Annotated in this window: 26 protein-coding genes and 1 pseudogene; 14 read left to right on the top strand and 13 right to left on the bottom strand. The window is 64.2% G+C overall.

Annotated elements, in window-relative coordinates:
- Positions 1-33: 33 nt before the first annotated feature.
- Entirely contained in the window at positions 34-504 is a 471-nt protein-coding gene (locus FJ964_RS21175) for a nucleoside deaminase (RefSeq protein WP_140552207.1), read from the bottom strand.
- Between the two features lie 244 nt (positions 505-748).
- Here FJ964_RS21175 and FJ964_RS21170 point away from each other — a divergent pair.
- The 8 genes and pseudogenes from FJ964_RS21170 (at position 749) to FJ964_RS21135 (ending at position 8,334) form a co-directional block, all read left to right on the top strand.
- Positions 749-1,367: pseudogene (locus FJ964_RS21170) on the top strand (C39 family peptidase).
- 35 nt (positions 1,368-1,402) lie between these two features.
- Entirely contained in the window at positions 1,403-2,482 is a 1,080-nt protein-coding gene (locus FJ964_RS21165) for a D-alanine--D-alanine ligase family protein (protein ID WP_140552206.1), read from the top strand.
- A gap of 73 nt (positions 2,483-2,555) precedes the next feature.
- Positions 2,556-2,978, top strand: coding sequence for a VOC family protein (locus tag FJ964_RS21160; RefSeq protein ID WP_140552205.1), 423 nt, complete (start codon positions 2,556-2,558; stop codon positions 2,976-2,978).
- A 206-nt stretch (positions 2,979-3,184) separates the two neighbouring features.
- Entirely contained in the window at positions 3,185-3,544 is a 360-nt protein-coding gene (locus FJ964_RS21155; RefSeq protein WP_140552204.1) for an SPW repeat protein, read from the top strand.
- 177 nt (positions 3,545-3,721) lie between these two features.
- Positions 3,722-5,107, top strand: coding sequence for a nodulation protein NfeD (locus FJ964_RS21150; protein ID WP_140552203.1), 1,386 nt, complete (start codon positions 3,722-3,724; stop codon positions 5,105-5,107).
- Positions 5,104-5,868 (top strand): slipin family protein, encoded by a 765-nt coding sequence (locus tag FJ964_RS21145; protein ID WP_140552202.1) that lies wholly within the window; start codon positions 5,104-5,106, stop codon positions 5,866-5,868. The genes FJ964_RS21150 and FJ964_RS21145 overlap by 4 nt, the downstream gene beginning before the upstream one ends.
- Before the next feature lie 325 nt (positions 5,869-6,193).
- Positions 6,194-7,186: a sterol desaturase family protein gene (locus FJ964_RS21140; protein ID WP_140552201.1), complete on the top strand. Its 993-nt coding sequence runs from the start codon at positions 6,194-6,196 to the stop codon at positions 7,184-7,186.
- On the top strand, positions 7,183-8,334 hold the full coding sequence (locus tag FJ964_RS21135; protein WP_140552200.1) for a GNAT family N-acetyltransferase: 1,152 nt from the start codon (positions 7,183-7,185) through the stop codon (positions 8,332-8,334). The genes FJ964_RS21140 and FJ964_RS21135 overlap by 4 nt, the downstream gene beginning before the upstream one ends.
- A gap of 73 nt (positions 8,335-8,407) precedes the next feature.
- Here FJ964_RS21135 and FJ964_RS21130 read toward each other — a convergent pair whose 3' ends face one another.
- Both FJ964_RS21130 and FJ964_RS21125 read right to left on the bottom strand, forming a co-directional pair.
- Complete coding sequence (locus FJ964_RS21130) at positions 8,408-9,415, bottom strand: aldo/keto reductase (RefSeq protein ID WP_140552199.1); 1,008 nt, start codon at positions 9,413-9,415, stop codon at positions 8,408-8,410.
- A gap of 156 nt (positions 9,416-9,571) precedes the next feature.
- Positions 9,572-9,847 carry a hypothetical protein gene (locus FJ964_RS21125; RefSeq protein ID WP_224713329.1) on the bottom strand — a complete coding sequence of 92 codons (276 nt, stop codon included), beginning with the start codon at positions 9,845-9,847 and terminating at the stop codon, positions 9,572-9,574.
- Between the two features lie 261 nt (positions 9,848-10,108).
- Between FJ964_RS21125 and FJ964_RS21120 the strand changes: the two genes are divergently transcribed.
- Complete coding sequence (locus FJ964_RS21120) at positions 10,109-10,354, top strand: hypothetical protein (RefSeq protein ID WP_140552198.1); 246 nt, start codon at positions 10,109-10,111, stop codon at positions 10,352-10,354.
- Positions 10,355-10,574: 220 nt separating this feature from the next.
- Positions 10,575-11,639: a PAS domain S-box protein gene (locus tag FJ964_RS21115; protein ID WP_140552197.1), complete on the top strand. Its 1,065-nt coding sequence runs from the start codon at positions 10,575-10,577 to the stop codon at positions 11,637-11,639.
- Positions 11,640-11,720: 81 nt separating this feature from the next.
- Here the strand turns inward: FJ964_RS21115 and FJ964_RS21110 are convergent, their stop codons facing one another.
- The 4 genes from FJ964_RS21110 to FJ964_RS21095 all read right to left on the bottom strand — a co-directional run bounded on the left by FJ964_RS21110 (position 11,721) and on the right by FJ964_RS21095 (position 14,118).
- On the bottom strand, positions 11,721-11,927 hold the full coding sequence (locus FJ964_RS21110; RefSeq protein WP_140552196.1) for a hypothetical protein: 207 nt from the start codon (positions 11,925-11,927) through the stop codon (positions 11,721-11,723).
- Between the two features lie 104 nt (positions 11,928-12,031).
- A complete protein-coding gene (locus FJ964_RS21105) occupies positions 12,032-12,322 on the bottom strand; it encodes a hypothetical protein (protein WP_140521515.1) in 291 nt (96 codons plus the stop codon).
- 408 nt (positions 12,323-12,730) lie between these two features.
- Positions 12,731-13,045, bottom strand: coding sequence for a plasmid stabilization protein (locus FJ964_RS21100; protein WP_140552195.1), 315 nt, complete (start codon positions 13,043-13,045; stop codon positions 12,731-12,733).
- Positions 13,046-13,185: 140 nt separating this feature from the next.
- Positions 13,186-14,118, bottom strand: a complete 933-nt coding sequence (locus tag FJ964_RS21095; protein ID WP_140552194.1) for an alpha/beta hydrolase — start codon at positions 14,116-14,118, stop codon at positions 13,186-13,188.
- Between the two features lie 116 nt (positions 14,119-14,234).
- Between FJ964_RS21095 and FJ964_RS21090 the strand changes: the two genes are divergently transcribed.
- Together FJ964_RS21090 and FJ964_RS21085 are read left to right on the top strand one after the other, a co-directional pair.
- Positions 14,235-15,212 (top strand): SDR family oxidoreductase, encoded by a 978-nt coding sequence (locus tag FJ964_RS21090; RefSeq protein ID WP_140552193.1) that lies wholly within the window; start codon positions 14,235-14,237, stop codon positions 15,210-15,212.
- A gap of 67 nt (positions 15,213-15,279) precedes the next feature.
- Positions 15,280-15,576 (top strand): hypothetical protein, encoded by a 297-nt coding sequence (locus FJ964_RS21085; RefSeq protein ID WP_140499986.1) that lies wholly within the window; start codon positions 15,280-15,282, stop codon positions 15,574-15,576.
- A gap of 60 nt (positions 15,577-15,636) precedes the next feature.
- On the opposite strand, the gene FJ964_RS21080 is transcribed toward FJ964_RS21085, so the two are convergent.
- The 3 genes from FJ964_RS21080 to FJ964_RS21070 all read right to left on the bottom strand — a co-directional run bounded on the left by FJ964_RS21080 (position 15,637) and on the right by FJ964_RS21070 (position 16,683).
- Positions 15,637-15,888, bottom strand: coding sequence for a DUF982 domain-containing protein (locus FJ964_RS21080; RefSeq protein WP_140552192.1), 252 nt, complete (start codon positions 15,886-15,888; stop codon positions 15,637-15,639).
- A gap of 87 nt (positions 15,889-15,975) precedes the next feature.
- A complete protein-coding gene (locus FJ964_RS21075; protein ID WP_140552191.1) occupies positions 15,976-16,419 on the bottom strand; it encodes a GFA family protein in 444 nt (147 codons plus the stop codon).
- Between the two features lie 84 nt (positions 16,420-16,503).
- The gene (locus FJ964_RS21070; protein WP_115144153.1) at positions 16,504-16,683 is read right to left on the bottom strand and encodes a DUF3606 domain-containing protein; all 180 of its coding nucleotides are present in this window, start codon (positions 16,681-16,683) and stop codon (positions 16,504-16,506) included.
- A gap of 390 nt (positions 16,684-17,073) precedes the next feature.
- Between FJ964_RS21070 and FJ964_RS21065 the strand changes: the two genes are divergently transcribed.
- Positions 17,074-17,502, top strand: coding sequence for a DoxX family protein (locus FJ964_RS21065; protein WP_140515969.1), 429 nt, complete (start codon positions 17,074-17,076; stop codon positions 17,500-17,502).
- Here FJ964_RS21065 and FJ964_RS21060 read toward each other — a convergent pair whose 3' ends face one another.
- Positions 17,503-17,808 (bottom strand): hypothetical protein, encoded by a 306-nt coding sequence (locus tag FJ964_RS21060; RefSeq protein WP_140552190.1) that lies wholly within the window; start codon positions 17,806-17,808, stop codon positions 17,503-17,505.
- 252 nt (positions 17,809-18,060) lie between these two features.
- Here FJ964_RS21060 and FJ964_RS21055 point away from each other — a divergent pair, with 252 nt between their 5' ends.
- Positions 18,061-18,708, top strand: a complete 648-nt coding sequence (locus FJ964_RS21055) for a glutathione S-transferase family protein (RefSeq protein ID WP_140552189.1) — start codon at positions 18,061-18,063, stop codon at positions 18,706-18,708.
- A 224-nt stretch (positions 18,709-18,932) separates the two neighbouring features.
- Here the strand turns inward: FJ964_RS21055 and FJ964_RS21050 are convergent, their stop codons facing one another.
- The gene (locus FJ964_RS21050) at positions 18,933-19,547 is read right to left on the bottom strand and encodes a hypothetical protein (RefSeq protein WP_140552188.1); all 615 of its coding nucleotides are present in this window, start codon (positions 19,545-19,547) and stop codon (positions 18,933-18,935) included.
- 555 nt (positions 19,548-20,102) lie between these two features.
- The coding region (locus FJ964_RS21045; RefSeq protein WP_140552187.1) for an IS1595 family transposase at positions 20,103-20,706 on the bottom strand (604 nt) is incomplete at its 5' end.

Here is a 20,706-nt window from a genome sequence, read left to right as displayed (position 1 = left end):
TCTGGCGCTTCGCGCGCGGCTTCGGCCGGCGCGTCAGCGCGTCCAGAAATCACGGTGCGGGGCGATCAGCTCGTCCTCGATCTCGGGGAAGGGGCCAAAGACCTCGATCTTCTTCTGGCCCGAGGCGAGGACTGTGCGCGAGGGCAGGCTCATCGTCGGATTCTCGGCGTGATCGCCGGTGAGTGCCAGGAGCTTCGTCTCCTCGAAGCCGTAGACCAGGCGGCCGATATTGGCCCAGTAGAGCGTTCCGGCGCACATCGCACAGGGTTCGCCGGTCGAGACCAGCGTGCAGGACCAGAGGAAATCCGGCTCGTAGGCAGCCGCTGCGCGCCGGGCGAGCTCGGTCTCGGCATGGCGCACCGTGTCGAGATTTCCCTGGCGCATCAGCACGCGATCGTCCGGCCCGACCAGCACGCAACCGAACGGATGATGGCCGTGCGCGGCCGCCTCGCGAGCGACGGCGTCGGCGGCGCGGAGGTGAGCGAGCATCTGGTCGCGGGTCATTGCATGGTCCTAAACAGGATGGGCTAGGGGAGATTGCGGGCGAACACACCCCGCTATCGGCCCTCGTCAAGGCGACAACCGGCTTAATCCGGCTCAGAGTGCGCCAATCGGGAGGCATAGGCAAGGTTCGCGCGGCGGGCGAAAACGAGCGGACCATCGCCTGATCGGGCGGGAGCGGTTTGAATTGCTGTTCTTCGCTTTCGTATCCTGTATACGAGATTGAAAAGCCTGTTCGAGGGAATCGATGAAACCACTGCCCGAGACCGTGCCGTTTTTCAGCCAGTGGGAAACACCCGACATGACTTCGGCCGTACTCGCCGATGGCGCCGACACCGCTTTGCGGCGCGATCCGCTATGGCAGGGATCGGGCGCGCGCACGCTCGACGAATACGCGCTCTGGGCCGCCAACATATGCGGCATGGCATGCCTCAAGATGATCCTGGCAATGCGCGGCCAGATCGTGCCGACGATCGAAACTGGCCAGGCGCTGCACCGGATATGGCGGCTATGTCGTCACCGAAGGATCGATCAAGGGCCTGATCTATGCCCCCTTCGTCAGCTTCGTGAAGGCGGAATTCGGCCTGGAAGCGCAGGTGATGACCAGTGTCGCGACATCGGACATTGCTGCGGTCCTCAGGCAGTCGCGCTTCTTCATCGCTTCGGTCAGCAGCTCGATCCGCTGGCCCGAGCGCGAGCCGCCATCCAAGGGCGGCCATCTGGTGCTGGTCATGTCGGCATCGGATGAAGGTTTTCGCTTTCACAACCCGTCCGGCCATACCCGCGCCACACAGGCAAACGCAGTTTTGGCGCCGGCCGATTTCGACCGCTTCTTTGCCAATCGCGGCATTGCCGTCGCCATTTGATCCCGGGGAACTTCGATGAACGACAAGGCTTCTCGATGAACAACAAGATTAGGGTCGCCGTCCTCTATGGCGGGCGTTCGGCCGAGCACGACGTGTCGCGCCTTTCGGCCGCCAACGTGCTGAAGGCCATCGACCGGACGCGTTACGAGGTCGTGCCGATCGCCATTTCCAGGGACGGTCGATGGCTGCTGCAATCCGAACCCGGTGGCGACGGGGCAGGGGCGCCGGCGTCGGAGGACGGGGTGGAGGTCGCGCTGCTGCCTGGCGGCGGAGGCCGTCTGGTGGCCGCACCGGGAGGCGGAGCACAGCGCGACCTGGCGCCGGTCGACGTCGTCTTTCCCGTGCTGCACGGCCCCTTCGGCGAGGACGGCTCGGTGCAAGGCTATGCCGAGGTCGCCGACGTCGCCTATGTCGGCTGCGGCATTCTCGCCTCGGCCGCCGCCATGGACAAGGATGTCGCCAAGCGGCTGCTGCGCGAGGCCGGGCTGCCTGTTGCTCGTTCCGTCACCGTGCATCGAAACGATGTCGGGCCGTTCCAGGAGATCGCCGGCGCGCTCGGCCTGCCTTTCTTCGCCAAGCCGGCGCGCCAGGGCTCGTCCTTCGGCGTCAGCAAGGTGAACGACCGGGACGGCTTCGAACGGGCCGTCGAGACGGCTTTCCGCTATGACGGCAAGGTCCTGATCGAAGAGTTCGTCGACGGCCGCGAGATCGAATGCTCGGTGCTGGAGGGGGCCGACGGAACGCTGACCGTATCGCTGCCCGGCGAGATCATCCCGGCCGGCAAGCACGGCTTCTACACCTATGAGGCCAAATATCTCGATGCCGACGGCGCCGTGGTGAACGTGCCCGCCGATGTCCCGGCCGCGGTCGCCGACAAGGCAAGGGAGATGGCGCGACAAGCTTTCCAGGCACTCGGCTGCGAGGCAATGGCCCGCGTCGACTTCTTCCTGCGCGCTGACGGCTCGCTGCTGGTCAACGAGGTCAACACGTTGCCTGGCTTCACCGACATCTCGATGTATGCCAAGGCGCTGGCGGCGATCGGCATCGGCTACAGCCGGGTCATCGACGTGCTGATCGAGCACGCACTGGCGCGGCATGCCGCGCGAAACTCCTGACGTTCGGCGCGGCATTGACGGCGGATCACGCGAAGCTAGTTAAATTCGAGCCCTTGGCGAGAGGAGAGCTTGCATGGAAGAACTGCATCGCGGCCGGCTGATCGATCATATCCAGCTGGTGGTCAGGGACATCGCCGCCAGCCGCCGCTTCTACGAAGCAGTGTTTCGGGTGCTCGACATTCCGATCGGCGGCAGCGCTGCCGATTATTTCTGGGCCGACGAGCTTTTCATTTCCACCGCCGACAGCCGCGCGGCTCGGGGAGAGTTGACCGGTCGCCATCATCTGGCATTCCAGGCGAAGGACCGCGCCATGGTCGATGCGTTCTATAGGGCCGGGCTGGACGGCGGCGGCAGGGACAATGGCGGGCCGGGCGAACGCCCGTACCACCCCGGCTACTACGCCGCTTTCCTTCTCGACCCCGACGGCAACAACATCGAAGCGGTTCATCACGGGGCGGCCAACCGCAGTGCCGCCTCGGTGAAGATCACGTTTTAGAATGCGCCGACAAGAGGCGGGCGGTTTTGCTTGATGCGGCCGGTCCCGGCTTGATCCCGATCGGGCGGAGGGAGCTCGATCCACGCCAAGGCGGCCCGCCGCGGGGCGGGCCTTGAAGGCCATGTGAGGCATAGTTACATCAACCATCAAGCGTGCGTTGCACGCGAATACAACGCTTTGGCCAAGCTTCATCTATGGAGGTTGTCATGGCAAATACACTCATGGAAGGAAAGAAAGGCCAGGACTGGCTCAATCTGGTCCTTGCCGTCTGCCTGTTCATCTCACCCTGGATAATCGGCTTCGCTGCTGAAACCGCTCCCGCATGGAACGCCTGGATTATCGGCGTCGTGCTGGGCGCGGTGGCCGTGGCGGCGCTTGCCGCCTTCGCCGAGTGGGAGGAATGGGTAGGTGTCGTTCTCGGGCTCTGGCTGATCGTGTCGCCCTGGCTGCTCGGCTTCATGGCGAACACGCATGCGATGGCCACCCATGTCATTCTCGGCGTGCTGGTGGTTGCCGTATCGGGTTGGGCCGTCTGGGACGTCCGTCACCCGCACGCACATGCGTGACCGCTGACCAAGGATGGGGCCGGCGCGCAAGCGAGGCCCCTCCGGCTTTGAACGTCGGCCCCATTGCGTTTGCCGTCCGGCTGCGAAGAGCCGGACCGCTGGCTTGCAACGTGAGGCCAAGCCATGGATTTCGGCGAATCGAACGCCATATCCTGCATAGTCTAGGGAGTTTTGAGCGTGACCCTCGCGCGGATGGTGGTTCTGGCAGCGGCCTTCATGGCCGCCGCGGCCGCCAGTCAGCCTTCCGTGACCGCCGAGGCGACGGAGAAGGTCGCGTTGCGCATCGTGATCGACGGCGCCATCGGCCCGGCGAGCGCCAGGCAGCTCAACGAAGCGCTGGCGAAAGCCGCCGAGCGGCACGCCGAAGCCGTTGTCCTCGAGATCGATACACCGGGCGGGCTGGTCACCTCGATGCGCGAGATGATCGCCGATATCCTTGCCTCGCCGGTCCCCGTCATCGGCTATGTCGCGCCCGCCGGCGCGCATGCGGCAAGCGCCGGAACCTATATCCTTTATGCCACCCATGTCGCGGCGATGGCGCCCGGCACCAATCTGGGTGCCGCCACGCCGGTCGAGCTTGGCGGGCTGCCGTCCCTTCCCGGTGGCGACCAGAAGGAAAAGGGAGATCAGAAGAGCGACCAGAAGAATGCCACCGGGCCTCCGGCCGGCGACGCGATGATGACCAAGGTTACGAACGACGCGGTCGCCTTGATCCGTTCGCTCGCCGAACTGCGCGGCCGCAATGCGGACTGGGGCGAAAAGGCCGTGCGCGAGGCGGCCAGCCTTTCCGCCAACGCGGCACTTCAGGCACATGTAGTCGACCTCGTCGCCCGCGACACGGCCGAACTGCTCCAGCTTGCCGACGGCCGCGCGGTCGAGGTGGCCGGCAAGCAACAGGTGCTGGCGACCAAGGGCCTGGCGGTCGAGACGCTCGATCCCGGCTGGCTGATCCAGCTTCTCGCCGTCATCACCGACCCCAATATCGCCGTCGTCCTGATGCTGGCCGGCGTCTACGGCCTGGTCTTCGAGTTCACCAGCCCAGGCGCGGTGGCGCCCGGCGTGATCGGGACCATCTGCCTGCTGCTGGGGCTCTATGCCCTCAATTTGCTGCCGATCAGCTATGCCGGCCTCGCCCTGATGCTGCTCGGCATCGCCTTCCTCGTCATCGAGGCCTTCAACCCGACCGTGGTGCTCGGGCTTGGTGGCGTGGCCGCCTTCCTGCTCGGCGCCGCCATGCTGCTCAAGGTCGAGGGTCCCGGCTTCGAGATGTCGTGGGCGCTCATCGGCGCCGCCGCGGCGCTGACGCTTGGCCTGGCGCTGCTGGCCGGCAGCTATCTGTGGACGGCGCGCAGGAGCCTGCCGCGTGTCGGCGCGCAGGCCATGCACGGACAGCCGGCCAGGATTCTCGACTGGTCGGGCGGCGAGGGCCATGTGCTCGCGCAGGGCGAGCGCTGGCGGGCGAAGGCCGATGAACCGCTCGCCCCCGGCGACAGCGTCGAGGTGGCCGATGTCAGGGACCTCGTGCTGACGGTCCGGCGCAGGAACAATGGAGCAAGGCAATGATCATCGGTTACGTCGCCTATCTGGTACTCGCCCTCATCGTGCTGATCTTCCTGTCCTCCGCCATTCGCATCCTGCGGGAATATGAGCGCGGGGTGGTCTTCACGCTGGGCCGCTTCACCGGGGTGAAGGGCCCCGGCCTCATCCTCCTCGTCCCCTTCGTCCAGCAGATGGTGCGGGTCGACCTGCGCGTGGTGGTCCAGGACGTGCCGCCGCAGGACGTGATCTCGCGCGACAACGTCTCGGTGAAGGTGAACGCGGTGCTGTATTTCCGCATCGTCGACGCCGAACGGGCCGTTATCCAGGTCGAGGACTTCATGGCCGCGACAAACCAGCTGGCGCAGACCACGTTGCGCTCGGTTCTCGGCAAGCACGAACTCGACGAGATGCTGGCCGAGCGCGACAAGTTGAACAGCGACATCCAGGAGATCCTGGACCAGCGAACCGACGCATGGGGCATCAAGGTGTCCAATGTCGAGATCAAGCATGTCGACCTCAACGAGAACATGGTCCGCGCCATCGCCAAGCAGGCCGAGGCTGAAAGGCTGCGGCGCGCGAAGGTGATCAATGCCGATGGCGAGCAGCAGGCGGCGGCAAAGCTGGTCGAAGCGGGCAAGATGCTGGCGCAGGAGCCGCAGGCCATGCAACTGCGTTATTTCGAGGCGCTGCACGACATTGCCGGCGAGCGCTCGTCGACGGTGGTGTTTCCGCTGCCGATGGACCTGCTCACGATCTTCAACAAGCAGCCGGGCGCCGGGAAATAAGCCTGGGAGGGTTTGGCAGCCTGGCCGCGGGCCCGCGAGCTCGGGGCCGCCACGATCACCCCGCGATTCCCCGAAGTTGCGATCTCTACGCCAGGCGCGCTGCCGGTCGTTTGCTGTCAATTTTAGGAGTTTTATTCAGAATTCGGCAATATATAGCGGGCTTTTTAGCGGATTCATTGTTTTTAATCAGCTTAAGCTTTCGCTATGAATTCTCGACTAGGGTGAAGGCGAAATGATCGAGAGCCTGACGGCGTGCCGGCTTGCCGGCCAGTCAGGTAAATCGCATCCTACAAGTCAAGCTTCGGTTGCATAAATGAGTGGGCCCATGTCGATTGCCGGCATCATCGAAAGGATACTGGACAAGTTGTCCGGTTCCAGCCTGCTTGCGGCCGGCCTTCTGCTGCTGACCGCGCTGGGCAGCGCTCTGATCGCCTATTGGCGGACCGCGGAGCGCAAGAGCTTCAGGGAATTCTTCGATTTCGTCTTTCCCAACGAGATCGTCACGCATCCCTCGGCGCGGGCGGACCTGCTTTTCTGGATCACCCGCAAGGCGATTATGCCCTTCCTCATGCTGCCCGCGGGCGTGACCTTCGTCGTCGGCGTCGGCTACGCGACGAATCGGACACTGGCGGCACTCCTCCAAATCGAGCCGCCGCTGTTGCCGGGACCGCCGGGAGCGGTGACGATCGTCATCTTCACGGTGACGATGCTGATCGCCTACGACATATCCTATTACCTCTACCATGTGGCCCAGCACCGCTTCCCGTTCCTGTGGGAACTGCACAAGGTGCATCACTCGGCGGAGGTGATGGTCGGGATCACCAAGGACAGGGTTCATCCCCTCGACGAACTCATGAACCGCGCCTGGGACGGCGTCATACCCGGGATCTGCTTCGGCATCTGGACCCTCTTGTCGCTCAACCTCGTCGAAGTGACGATCTTTGGCGTCAACGTCTACGTCATGCGCAATATCCTGATGATGGATTTCGTCAGGCATACCCACTTCAAGATTTCGTTCGGGCCGCTCAACAACATCGTCTTGTGCCCGCATTGGCACCAATTGCACCACAGCGTCGATCCCAGGCATTACGACAAGAATTTCGGCCTGCTGTTCTCGTTCTGGGACCGGTTGTTCGGAACATTGTGCGTGCCGAAGCCCGATGAGGATTTCAGGTTCGGATTGATGGAGCGCGGTGCGCGCGACTATCAATCCCTGTCCGGGCTTTACGTGCTGCCGCTCAAGAAGATGTGGGGGCACATCGCGCGGCGGTTCCGCCGCCGCGCCTCGTCCGAGGCGACACGGAGCCCGCAGCCATGAACGCTCACGCCACGATCGCGGGCTCGAAGGCGGGCGCGCTGGAGATCGTCACCTCCGAAGAGCGCCTTGCGTCGGTCGGGCTGGCCTGGACGGAGCTGTGGCGCCGGGCGGAGGGGCTGATCTTTCAAAGCCACGCCTGGGTCACGGCGTGGTGGCAGACGGCCCCGGACCGGGCGCTGCGCGGTCTCAGGATCGGCCTCGTCTGGAACGGTGACCGCCTCGACGCGGTCATCCCGCTGGCGACGCTGCGGCGCAAGGGCGTCAACGTCCTGGAATGGGCAGCCAAGGACCACAGCGACTATGGCGACGTGCTGGTCGCGCCGGACTGCGATCCGGCGGCGGTCATGGCGCTATGGCAGGAAATATCGGCCGCGGGCGGCTTCGACCTGGTCTATCTGAACCGCCTGCTGCCAGACGCCGCGATGCGCACGCTGCTCGCTCCCGCTTCGGCACCCAAGGTGGCGCTTCGCCCGAACCGCCGCAGCGAAACCAGCTTCAGGGTCGCCGGGCCATGGCGAACGGGCGCGGACTGGTTCGGGGAACAAACGAAGAAGATGCGCCAGAATTATCGCCGTGGCCGCAAATTCCTCGAGGAGGGCGGCGAAGTGCGGTTCCGCCTCATGTCGCCTGACGAGCCGATGCAGCCCGTCCTCGACAGGCTCGCCGAGTTCAAGCGCAAATGGCTCGCCGCGCGCGGACACGAATCCAACCTGTTCGATGAGGGGTCGCCGGCGCTGGCCGCGCTGGTCGCCGTGCTGGCCAGGGAAGGGCTCCTGCACGTCTTCGTGCTGGAATGCGCCGGGATGGTGGTGGCGGTCTCGATCAATTTCGTCCAGCGCAACACGATGATGGCCTTCGTCACGACCTACGATCCGGATGTCGAGCGGGCGTCTCCCGGCATGGTGCTGATGATGGACTACATCCAGTGGTCGATCGACAGGGGGCTGACGATGGTCGACTTCCTGTGCGGCGGCGAGGATTTCAAGCGGCGCTTCGCGACGCAGTCCGTGACGCTGGATTCGGTGCTGGGAACAAGGACCTTGCGCGGGACACTCGCCGCCCTGGCGGACCGGACCCTGCACGCCGGCAGGGAACTGCACCAGCGGTTGCGGCCCGATCCTCGCCAAAAGCCGGCGCCGGTGGAATAGGCCCGATTCACCGGCGACGTGCGAACCGAAATTTGACGCTGCTGGCAGGGCGGAACCTGCCCGAAACCGGCGCCTATCGGTCGATCATCACCATGGTGCGGTCGCCGTAGCGCGGGCCGGAGACCTTCCCCGGGGCCAGCGCGTCGTCGAGCGCGGCCATCTCGGCGGCGTCAAGTTTCAGCGACGCGGCGGCGACATTTTCTTCGAGATATTTGATCCGCTTGGTGCCGGGGATCGGCACGATGTCGACACCGAAGACGTTGCCCTTCTCCAGGAGCCAGGCCAGCGCGATCTGCCCTGGCTTGACGCCTTTGGCGACGGCGATGTCGCGGACCTTCGCGGCGGCCTCGATGTTGGCGTCATAGTTCGCGCCCTGGTAACGCGGGTCGCCGCGGCGGTAATCGCCTTCGGGATAGTCCTCGGCGCGCTTGGCGCCGCCGGTCAGGAAGCCGCGGCCGAGCGGTGAGAACGGCACCAGGCCGATGCCGGTTTGCCGCAGCAGGGGAATGATCTCCGGCTCCAGATTGCGCTCCCACAGCGAGTACTCGCTCTGCAGCGCCGAGACCGGAAACACGGCGTGCGCCCGCTGGATGTTGGCGGCTCCCGCCTCCGACAGGCCGAAGAAGCGGACCTTGCCTTGTTTGACCAACTCGCCGACCGTGCCGGCGACATCCTCGGCCGGCACGGCCGGATCAACACGGTGCTGGTAGAGAAGGTCGATATGGTCGGTGGCGAGCCGCTTCAACGACCCTTCAACCGCCGCCCTGATCGTTTGCGGCCGGCTGTCGCGTTCGGTGCCGACCTGCCGGCCATCTTCGATGCGGAAGCCGAATTTGGTGGCGATGGTGACCTTATCGCGCTTGCCCTTCAAGGCGCGGCCGAGCAGCGCCTCGTTGGTATAAGGGCCATACACCTCGGCGGTGTCGAGGAAGGTGCAGCCGAGTTCGATGGCGCGGTGCAGCGTGGCGATGGATTCGGCTTCGTCGGCAGGGCCGTAGGACTGGCTCATGCCCATGCAGCCGAGGCCGACGGCCGAGACCCGCAGCCCCTGGCTGCCGAGCTTGCGTGTGGCGAGCGTCATGGCGTGTTCTCCTCAGGGATTTCAAACACCATATAACGCGCGTTCTCGATTTCCACAGGTCGCCCGCTTCCAGCGAGCACGCCCCGCACCTAAACCCCTGATGCAGGTCGCTCGAAGTGACTTCAGCGCGTCGCCCGAGTCCGTTCAAGGTATGATTCAGGACAGGGCCCGGCCGCCGGAGCGGCCGTTGACGTGAGCGTCCGGCAGGCGGTCGATCATGGTCAGGCCCTCGAATTCGATGGCGGCGCCAAGCAGTTGGGCCGCCGCCAGAACCAAATGCTCGACGTCCTCCAGCGCAACGTTTTCGTCGAGGTTCCTAAGCCTGATCCGTTCGGCCACCGCGGTGATGTTGACGATGCCGGCCGTCCTGAAAGCCGTCATGACCTCGGATTGAACGTCGTCGCGCAAGCGGGTCGAGTAATTGTACCGCATGGAAACCTCCTGGACTGGGTTGCCCTCTTTCGCAGCATGCGCCGTGCGCGGGTTCTCGGCAACCAGAATCTGAAAAATATCGATTGAAATCAGCAAGTTAGAGGAGTTAAACAAAGGTGCATCCGGCGTTTTATCCCTATAATGAGCGGGATGAACGTCTGACCAACTGCTGACCTTGACCCATTAGGAGGGCTACCCTAATTGTTAGTTGATTGAGACAGAGACTAATTCACTCATTTCGGGTCTGGGCGAGGAAGCACCGTGGCTGATTTGGAACGTCCTGAACGACTGCAGGTCATGCTTACCGTCGACGAACTGACGGCACTGGAAAACTGGCGCTTCGACAAGCGCATGCCGAGCCGCTCGGCCGCGGTCAGGGAGCTTTTGCGGCGCGGCCTCGCCTCGGACGGATTCCTGGCCGCGGAGCAGGGCGTCAAGTCTCAGGAGTTCGGACTGCTGTCCCCGGCAGACGGGAACGGCAAGGTCGGCGATGGTCACTCTGATTAAGGTGCGGTGACATTCAGCTACGCCGGCTTGCAAGGACGGGTTCCGCGCTTCCGGTGTCCATCGATCCGAATGTCCGCTCCGTCCCGGTTGCCGAAAACCCTTTTTGGTTCGCTTTCGCGCCCACCTTCGATGCCGTTGAAACGGGCAGGCCGCTTCAAGGTGATTGCCTTGTGCGGCCCGCGCGTTATCTAGTGGCCATAGGCTGATACCTGGCGGGGCAATGGCTGACATCGCAAGCAATGAAAAACAGGATGCAACGGCGGATGCGCAGCTGGCGGCGATCGTCGATTCTTCCTTCGACGCCATCATCAGCAAGGACCTGAACAGCATCATCAAAAGTTGGAATCAGGCGGCCGAACGCATGTTCGGCTACAGCGCGCAGGAAGCGGTGGGCCAGTCGATCCTGATGCTCATCCCCGACCACCTCAAGAACGAGGAGACCGAGATCATCGCCAAGGTCCGCCGCGGCGAGCGCCTGGCGAGCTATGAGACGACGCGAAAGCGCAAGGACGGCACTCTCATTGCCGTATCGCTGACGGTGTCGCCGATCAGGAATGCCAGCGGCGAGATCGTCGGCGCCTCGAAGATCGCCCGCGACATCACAGCCAGCAGGGAGAACGAGCGTCGGATCAAGTTGCTGATGCGGGAGGTCAACCATCGCGTCAAGAACCAGTTCGCGGTGATCCTGTCGATGGTCAGGGAAACCAGCAAGCGCTCGCAGGACCCGCGCGAATTCGAGGAGATGATCCGCGCCCGCATCATGGCGCTGTCGCGCTCGCACGATCTGCTGGTCACCTCGAACTGGGCGGGAGCCAGCCTGTTCGACCTGGCCCAGGAACACCTCAAACCGTTCGGCCGCGAGGAGCAGATACTGCTTTCGGGACCGCTGCTGACGTTGCAGTCGAACGCGGTGCAGAATCTCGGCATGGCTTTCCACGAGCTTGGCACTAATTCGTCCAAATATGGAGCGCTCGCCAGCGATTCCGGCCGGATCGAGGTGACCTGGAGCATCGGCGATCCCGCTGTGGCCGAACGCGAATTCCAGCTCGTCTGGGAGGAGCGCTCGCCCCCCTATAGCGGCGACGAGAGGCGCGACGACACAACGCGCAAGGGGTTCGGCACGGTAGTCCTGCAAAGGGTCGCGCCGCAGTCGCTCGGCGGGTCCGCCGCCGTCGAGCGCTCGTCCGGCTATCTCAGATGGACGCTGAACGCGCCGCTGGCATCGATCATCGTGCCGCAGCACCCCATGGAAGACGCCGGTCAGACACTCGGCTTCGGCATCTGAAGGCTGCCGCCGCGCGGCGGCGGGGTCGGCTGCCGATCCGCCATGGCTGGAGCGCGCCGCGTTTATGCGGATTCAGGCGAGCTACAGGATGTTAGGCGTCACCTCGACGATGATCGCAGCCCCTTCGAGCGAACCGTCGGGCACATGCACGACACGCGAAACGCGCAGCTCCTGCGCGTTTCCGTCGACGGACAGCGAAACGCTCTCGCCGATCCGGGGCACGGCCTGGAACACGGCCTCGATGGATTGAGGCCGGTTGTCGATGGATACGCGGCAGTTGACGGTCATGGGCATCTCCCGTGGCGGCCACCCCAGCCGTCAACGCGGGCGCCTCGGAATGGTTTCAGGCAGGGGGTGCCGCAATCTCGGAACATGCCGGCCTGGCCGACCTGTCAATTCGGGAAATTGTTGACCGGCTCCTCGCAGCGGTAGACCGGACAGTGCCCGTCGCGGGCCGGGATATAGGCCGACATCGGCACTTCGGGCCAATCGCATTCATTGCCGAACTGCCTGACATAGCGGTCATAGGTGTTGGGGCCGGTGGTCAGCACGACGGCGCGGTGGCTCTGGATCATGGCGCGGATCTGCGCGCAGCTCATGGCGCGGCTGTCGGGCCGGGCTTCGGCCAAGCCGGTGGCGGCAAGCATGGCGGCCACGGTCGGCAACAGGATTCGAACGGACATGACGGTCTCTCCAAGGCATGATCTGCAACGCCGGGCGGTTTGCGCCTCGTGCGGCATGCCGGGGAAATTCGCATTTTGTCTGGCGGTTGCGCAACAGCCGGCGTCTTCTCTTGCGAGGGACGGCGGCCGCGCAACCAAATCGCGCCTCGCGCATTGCTGGGCATGCTCGGCAGGAAGCCTTACCAGACCCCGCGATGGCCGCCCGGGAACAGGGATCGCGAAGCCATGTGCTGTTCGTTCTGCGGCGGCCGCGACCACGGCTACGAGGACTGTCCGCAAAGACTGCCGTCCAATAATCCGGCCGAACCCAACTTCGATGATCCGCCGGGCGACGACGACCTGGTCAAGGGCAGACCGGGCGATTGCAGGCAGGGCGCATAGGATTTCTCATTCCGGTCGCGCGGCCTATCAATGGGCGTGCGCTTGGTTGCGCTTGCGGGTCGCGGCTGCCTTCCTGGCCGATGCCGACCGGCTCGCGGCCGAGCGCGAGGCGGAAGCCTTGCCGCCCTTTTCGCCGCCCTTGTGCGCGGCCGGGTGGCCGGTGTGCTTGCCGCGGCCGGAGCCGCCCTCCTTCTTGCCGCCGCCATCATCCTTGTTGACGGTGGCCCAGGCGCGGCGCTCGGCCTCCTTCTCGGACACGCCGCGATGCTCGTAGCCCTCGGCGATGTGGTCGGCCTTGCGCTCCTGCTTGTCGGTGTATTTCGATTTTTCTCCACGTGGCATGGTTCTGCTCCCGGTTTCATCGATGTCCATGCAACTGCGCAGCCAGGATGTGGTTCCAATTCCCCTGGCCCTGGCCGGCTGCGAAGGTTCCCGCTGAACCGCTCCAAGCTTCGGTCCGGCGCGATTCTCCAGGGAAAGCGCTACGTACTTTTCCGGGCATTCGCCGGACGGGCGGCAGTCTCGGGGCCGGCGAAGAAAGCGCTCAATTCGGCGGCCGTTTGCGCGGGTGCTTCTTCGGGAAAGAAATGCCCGCCCTGGACCGCATGGCCGCGCAGATCGCCGGCCCAGCCGCGCCACAAGGCCAGCGGTCCGCCTTCGCCGGCATACCATTCGGCGAGCGCGCCTTGCCCGCTCCACAGCGCCAGCACCGCGCAGGCGACGCGCCGGCCGGCGGCGCGGTCCGCATGGTCGTGCTCGCGATCGAGCGTCGCGGCCGCCCGGTACTCCTCGCAGATCGCATGGGCATGGGCGGGATCGCGCAGCGCCTCGACATAGGCCTGGCGCACGCCGGCGGGAAATGCCTTTGGTGACGAGCCCCAGCCGCCCAGGGCGTTGTCGACGATCGCGTCGGCCGCGCCCGCCATGAGCTTTTCCGGCAGCGGCTCCGGCTGCGCCAGCAACGACCACGGCCAATAGCCGAGCGCCAGCCTGGCGTCGGCCCGGTCCCAGGCGTCGGCGGTGGGCACGATGTCGAGCACGGCAAGCTTTTCTATGCGGTCGGGATGGTCGAGCGCGAGGCGGTAGGCGACACGCCCGCCGCGATCATGGCCGGCGACCATGAAGTTGGAAAAGCCGAGCCCGGCCATCAGCGCCACCATGTCGCGGGCCATGGCGCGCTTGGCGTAAGGGGCGTGATCGGCGCTCGACGCGGGGCATGAACTGGCGCCGTAGCCGCGCAGGTCGGCGCATATGACGGTGAACCGGTCCGCCAGGCGTGGCGCCACGTCGCGCCACATCAGATGTGTCTGCGGAAAACCGTGCAGCAAAAGCACGGCGGGTCCGTCGCCGGCGCGCCGGGCGAAGATGCGGGCATCGCCGCAGTCGACCTCGAGCGTCTGAAAACCTTCGAACATGATTGCCTCCGGCAGGCGAAACGGCGGCAGGATGCGAGCGGTTGCAATGCGCGCCTGCGAAAGCCGCCAACTTTTTCGGCCGACATGCGTTGTCCCTGCGAGCAAAGGAGACGACCATGCCGACCAGCACCCGGAGCGACAGTTCGAAAGCAACCAGCAAGCAGCGCAGCATCCAGCGCAAGGTCGACGCCAAGGACCGCGCCAAGGCGAAACCCAAGGCTGACGGCGCCATGCAGGCCGGCGCGCGAAAATATCCCGCACCGCCTTTTCCCGCCCAACATCATGCCAAGCCCGGCGAGGAATGGGCGATCGAGCCGGCGCCGCTTTACGACGCGCCGTTCTGGCGCGGTTCGGGAAAGCTGGAGGGCAAGGCGGCGTTGATCACCGGCGGCGATTCCGGCATCGGCCGAGCGGTGGCCGTGCTGTTCGCACGTGAAGGTGCCGACATCGCCATCGTCTATCTCAGCGAGGACCGCGACGCGGAGGCGACCAAGCAAGCGGTCGAGGCGGAGGGCCGCCGCTGCCTCGCCTTGCGCGGCGATGTCGGCAACCGCGCCTTCTGCGCCAAGGCCGTGGCGAGGGCCGTGAAGGAACTGGGGCGGCTCGACGTGCTGGTCAACAATGCCGCCTTCCAGATCCATTCCACCGATTTCGCGGACCTGACCGAGGAGCATTTCGACACCACGCTGAAGACCAACCTCTACGGCTACTTCCATATGGCGCAAGAGGCGGTGGCGCATATGAAGCCGGGTTCGGCCATCATCAACACCGGTTCGGTCACCGGCATCGAGGGATCGAAGGACCTGGTCGACTATTCCATGACCAAGGGCGGCATCCATGCCTTCACCCGGGCGTTGTCGGGCAACCTCGTCGGCAAGGGCATCCGCGTCAACGCAGTGGCGCCAGGGCCGGTGTGGACGCCGCTCAATCCGTCGGAGAAGGAGGCGCAGGACGTGTCGCAGTTCGGCGCCAAGACGCCGATGAAGCGGCCTGCCCAGCCGGAGGAAATCGCGCCGGCTTATGTGTTCCTGGCCTCGCCGCAATGCTCCAGCTACATCACCGGCGAAATCCTGCCGATCGTCGGCGGCTATTGAGGCAAGCCTGTCGAAGGCAAGCCATTGGCTGCCGGTGAGGGCGGCCCAAACCGCAAAGGAGGCCGAGATGAGACTTCTCGCCATCATGTCCGTCAGCCTGATGCTCGCCGCGCCCGCCGCGGCGCTGGCGCAGGCCGAGCAGCAGAACCCCGACAAGCAGGCGCCCAGCGAAAAATGCCGGGCCAAGCCCGACGGCAACCAGCAGCCGACCGACAATACGCTGACCGAGACGCTGAACGATTGCGGCGGCGTGCTGAAGCCGCCGCCGACAGGTGACCAGGGCATGGCCGCGCCGGCGCCCAACGAAGGCAAGACGCCGGTGATCAAACCGGGTGAGGTGCCGCCGCAGCCGCCGAAACAGTAGCCGGCGGCCTGCCGCGATGCAGCTATCGGGTTCCGGACCGCCCCGTGAGGCGGCAGGCTGTCAGGATTTGCCGTTGCCGGGCAGGAATTCCGCCTCGCGCCCGGCATCGATCATGGCCCGCATCGCCTTCTCGGCCGGGGTCCAGCCATCGAGGGCATCGCGGCAACTGCGCCATGCGGCGCGGTAGCGCCGGCCATGGTTGCCGGGCCAGTCGCGCAGGCATTCCAGGCCTTCCCAGGCGCTGCGCACCACGCGCTCGCTGGCCGGTCCGACCTTCAGCCTGACCGGACGGGGAAAGAACTTGTCGTTCACGGCGATCTCCATTGAAACTGAGGCGCCCGATAACGCCGGCCGCCGTTCCGGGGTTCCGTCGCGGCCGCTCAACTTTTCGACTAATTTTCAGTCGCCGGGAACTGCGTCCGACAGCGGCCTCGGCGGCGGCGGGCCGGAAGCCTGCGCGGCGAGCCGGTCGTGCTCGAACTGCTCGGTGCCCGGCAAGGCATGCAGCCAGGATTCCCGCCGGCCGATCCACAATTCGTACTCCGGCATGAGATCGGTCGGCGCAACGTCGAGGCTTCCGATCATCACCTCGGCCTCGTCGTCGCTGAGCGAGGCGACACGGCTGCCGCAGGTCGGGCAGAAGCCGCGGCCGGCATAGGTGCCGAGGATGCCCGATGTTTCGAAAGCCTGGCGCGGCCAGATGGCGAAGGCGGCAAAGGCGGAGCCGCTGGTCTTGCGGCAATCCTTGCAGTGGCACAGACCCACCCGCAGGGGCGGACCGCTGACGGTGAACTGCACGCCGCCGCAAAGGCAGCTGCCGGTTCTGCGCGCGGTGTCGGGCATGGTCGTGGCCTCCAACCATTCGGTGCCGCAAATGCGCCCGGGGTCATGCCCCCGGGCAACGCTTCCAACGCCGGTCGCGCCGAGCTATCCGCGCGCGGCCATGTGGTTGTCGAGCTTCTTCCTCGAGGGCCCGTAGCGCTTGATGATGGTCTGGGCCTCGCTCTGCGGGATGCCGTATTTGCGGGCGAAAGCGGCAACCTCATAGGTTTCCTCGCTCGAAACCAGTTTGCGATCCTGCTTGATCTTCGATTTGTCGTCCGCCATGCCGAGCCTCACTTTCCACCCCGGCGCGCCGCCGTCGCGGCGCGACCCTGCGGTCATACATAACAGCAATCGACGCCGCTGGTTCCATAGCGGCTTTTGCGCGCCTTGGCGATCACCGACCGAATATCGGCTCCGCCGCCTCAGGCCGGCTTCAGGCGCATGGCGGCGAGCTACATCAGGGCCGATGCGGCCACTCTATAAAGGAGCCGGCAAAGCGGAATCCGGTTTTGCGGCAGCGACCCGATCGTGCGGGCGCGGCATCGGGAAAAAATTCGCCTGACATGTCGGATGTGCGGTGCGTGGCGCGTCCTAGGAGCAATTCCAGGAAAGCTCCGTAGCGGTTTCCATCCGGAATTGGGTAAAACAAGCAAACGAAACGGGAGAACAACCATGCCGTCGCCAACCGTCCAATCGCCGTGGCAGACCGCCGCCTTGCTCATAGCCCGCCTGATCTTCGCCGCCGTCTTCCTGATGGCGGTGACGTTCAAGTTCATGGGCATGGGCGCCACCGCCGGCTATATCGCCGCCGCCGGCTTTCCGTTTCCGCTGTTCCTGGCCTGGTGCGCGGCGATACTGGAGGTGCTGCTGGTGATCGCTTTCCTCACCGGCGCCTTCTTCACGCCGGCCGCACTGGTCGCGGCGGTTTACGTGCTGTTCCTCGGCTTCGCCTTCCACGGACCGAGCCACTGGGCCGGCAACCAGGCGGAATTCGGTTTCTTCGTCGACCATTTTTCCTTCCTGGCCGGGCTGCTGTTCGCCGCCGTGCATGGGCCGGGCCGCGTGCTTTCGCTCAATCCGGGATGGCCGGGCAGGGCGTAGCTACATCTGGTCGTTATAGGGTTCCTTCATCTGGCCGACCATGCGCGCCAGCTTCGAAAAGGACGGCATGTCAGCTTCCGGCTGGCACTGGTTGGCGAGTTCCAGCAGCCGGATCGGGAAATTGACGGCGTCGCGGCTCGACGCCGACATGCCCTCGGACCGCTCCTCGCTGGTTTCGCCGGCTTCGGCCTTGCGCAGGGCGATGTCGATCTCCTCCGATGTCAGCACGCCCTTCTTGACCAGGACGTGGTTGATCGAGGCGACGGCCATCAGCAGGCCCTCGAGTTGCAGGTTGGCGACGTTCATGGCGGTTGCTCCCATCGGTGAGGCGCGTCACGCTGAACAGGGCCCGTGCGACGCACTTGCAGGTATCGACCTACGCATGTCGCCCAAAACCGAGGTCACTTTGAGGCGGCGTGCATAGGCGTTCAAAACGCGCGGGCACGCATTCGCGATCCGCGCCCGGCAAGGAAAATAGTTCAAGACCGATGTCGGGCTGCCGCGGAGGCTTGTTCGTCATCGCCAGGAAGCCCAGGCAACAGGCAAGGAAGCGATGCGATGACAATCACCATCACGGCATTCAAACGCTCGCCCGATGGCGGCAAGGGACTGGCGCGCGACACGCGCGTTCGCTGGGCGCTCGAAGAAGTGGGCCAGCCCTACGAGGTTCGTCTGGTTTCCCATGCTGAGATGAAGGCGCCCGACCATCTGGCCATCCAACCCTTCGGCCAGATCCCCACCTACGAGGACGGTTCGCTCTGCCTGTTCGAGACCGGCTCGATCGTCTTTCATCTTGCCGAGCGGTATCCGGGCCTGCTGCCGGAGGATCGCGACGCCCGCGCCCGCGCCATCACCTGGATGTTTGCGGCGCTCAACACCGTCGAGCTGCCGATCCTCGAACTGACGACGGCAAGACTATTCGAGGCCGACAAGCCCTGGAGCGCGGAGCGCCTGCCATTGGTGAAGGACCGCGTTCGCGCCCGGCTGGACAGGCTCTCGGCCCATCTGGGCGGCGCCGACTGGCTCGACGGTGCGTTCAGCGCGGGCGATCTGTTGATGGTATCGGTGCTGTTGCGGCTCAGAATGTCAGGCATTCTGGACGAATATCAAAACCTGGCTGCTTATGTGGCCCGGGGCGAAGCCCGGCCCGCCTATGCCAGGGCGTTCGCCGCGCAATTCGCGGTCAATGCTCCAACACCTGACTGACGAAGCCGGGCGGCCGGGGAGGATCACGCTGGGACGGGCGGGATAGGATTTTTTTCCTAATTATATACTTGACGTACCAATGGCAGATTCGATAAAGCAGCCGGGACAGGCCGGCACTGAAAATGAAATCGAAATCACGCCAGAGATGGTTGATGGTGGAGAATTGGCATTGCTGGAATTGATTGATCCACCGCTGCCACCGCGCCTCGCGAGAGAGGTGGCTGTTAGGGTTTATGTCGCAATGAGGCTTCGATCTCCTCGCGGCGCTTGATCATTTTTTCCATCATCTCTCTTTGGTGGCGGCCAGAGGGACCGTCTGGGATCTCGTAATCCAGCGCCTTCTCTAGCTTAAGGCGTAGCTGAACCATATCTGACACGATGCCTTCCAATCTGGTTACGGTGTGCACCAAATTTTGGAGATAGCCGTCGCCTTTTTGGGAACCTGACCATATCTCGTCAAAGTGTGTTGAGGTTAGACCGGACCAGAATCGCGCCGGTTCCCCGCTCAAAGTCCCCCAGTTCGCATGGATGATTTTGTTACGTCTGATGCTAAAGGCTTTTACGGACGATAGGAGTATGGAAAGGGCATCTCTCTGAGCGGCATTTGGCAGCAATTCTGCCAGTCCGGTCAAAATTTCAATTTGTTCCTTGTTGCCGACAGTATCGAAAACTATGGTTGCCGCATCGAGGTGGAGATCGGTGAGGCGGCGGAAGAGAAAGTTGCAGACTACCTCTATCTGCCCCCAAGCGGACATTAATCGACCCAGAGCCAAGTTTGGCCGCTCTTCCGAAATGTCGCTTTCTGGGAAAGGGAGATTGTTTAGAATGATGCCTACCACGGCTACGACCTCCAAAGACAAAGACCAGGAAAAGGGCGACGAGGTATTGCGCCGCCTGCTGAAGACGCCGCCAGACCATAGGCGCGGGAAGAAGGAAGAGAAGCGCCCGGATCGCTCCGGGACGCCCCTATCAAAAGAAGATCGAGAGAATGGCCGCGATGCCGAATAGGCAGAGCGCGACGTTCACTTTCACTTCAACATTGACCTTGGGTTTCATGGGAAATCCCTCGGTCCGTGGCCACGGAACCAAAAGGTTTCGTGAGTCATGCCAGCGTTTCGAATAAGCCGTCGTTCGCTGGTGTATCGGCCCACTATTGGCGTTGTACTTCCGCCTCCAGTGGATCCCATGCGCCCCCGGAGATTGGTCAGGGTGCCGGCCGTTGATAGCCGATCTTTCCAGTCCGGGCATGGGCCGCAGATTTTCCAACTCCGGGTGTCCGAACTGGCGTGTTCGGGGCTTCGCTGGGTCTGCGGTTGGCAAAGTAGTGGGCCGAATCTTATTCGGAGTCGAGTCGGCGCTTCTTGCGCCTGTGGAGAAGCTTTCGCGCCTTCTGCTTAGGCGTGATCGGCTTCACCAATCCGCCGATAGGTAAGGCGTTTGTCGCGCGCCATGCGAAGCAGATCGGCCGCGCGTTCTGCATCCGAGACTTTGAGCGCCGTGCGGCGGTTGTAGCGGAAATCGAACTCGGCCAAGTAGCGGTGCAAATGGGCTTCGCCACAATGCTGGTAGACGCCGACCATGCCGCGCTTGAAGACTGAGAACACGCCTTCAATAGTGTTCGAATGGATCGTCTCGTCGCCTTCGTAGCGAACGTATTCGCCAGCGGCATGATTGGTTGTCTTGTGAGAAGCGTATTCCTCGCCAGTACGGGTGTAGAGGCGCGACGAGTCGGTGTAGAGCGTCGATGTGCGGTCAACATTGCGGACCAGTACGTCGCGCACAGTTGAGGCGGTAGCATCGTTCAAATGGAACATGCGGACTTTGCCGCCGCGCTCCACAAGGCCAACCACGGTGCGCTTCTGATTGCCGCCAGTCTTGATATACGGGCGGCCCTTGCGCTGCGGCGACGGCTTGCGCGGTGTCTCGCGCTTGCCAATGTATGTTTCGTCGACTTCAACGGTCTTACCTTCGCCACCAAGCGGGCCAGCCGACTTCACG

The sequence above is a fragment of the Mesorhizobium sp. B2-3-2 genome (assembly GCF_006442295.1).
GTDB lineage: Bacteria > Pseudomonadota > Alphaproteobacteria > Rhizobiales > Rhizobiaceae > Mesorhizobium.
Note: the sequence above shows the minus strand (reverse complement) of the source record. Positions and strands in the feature narration are given on the sequence as shown.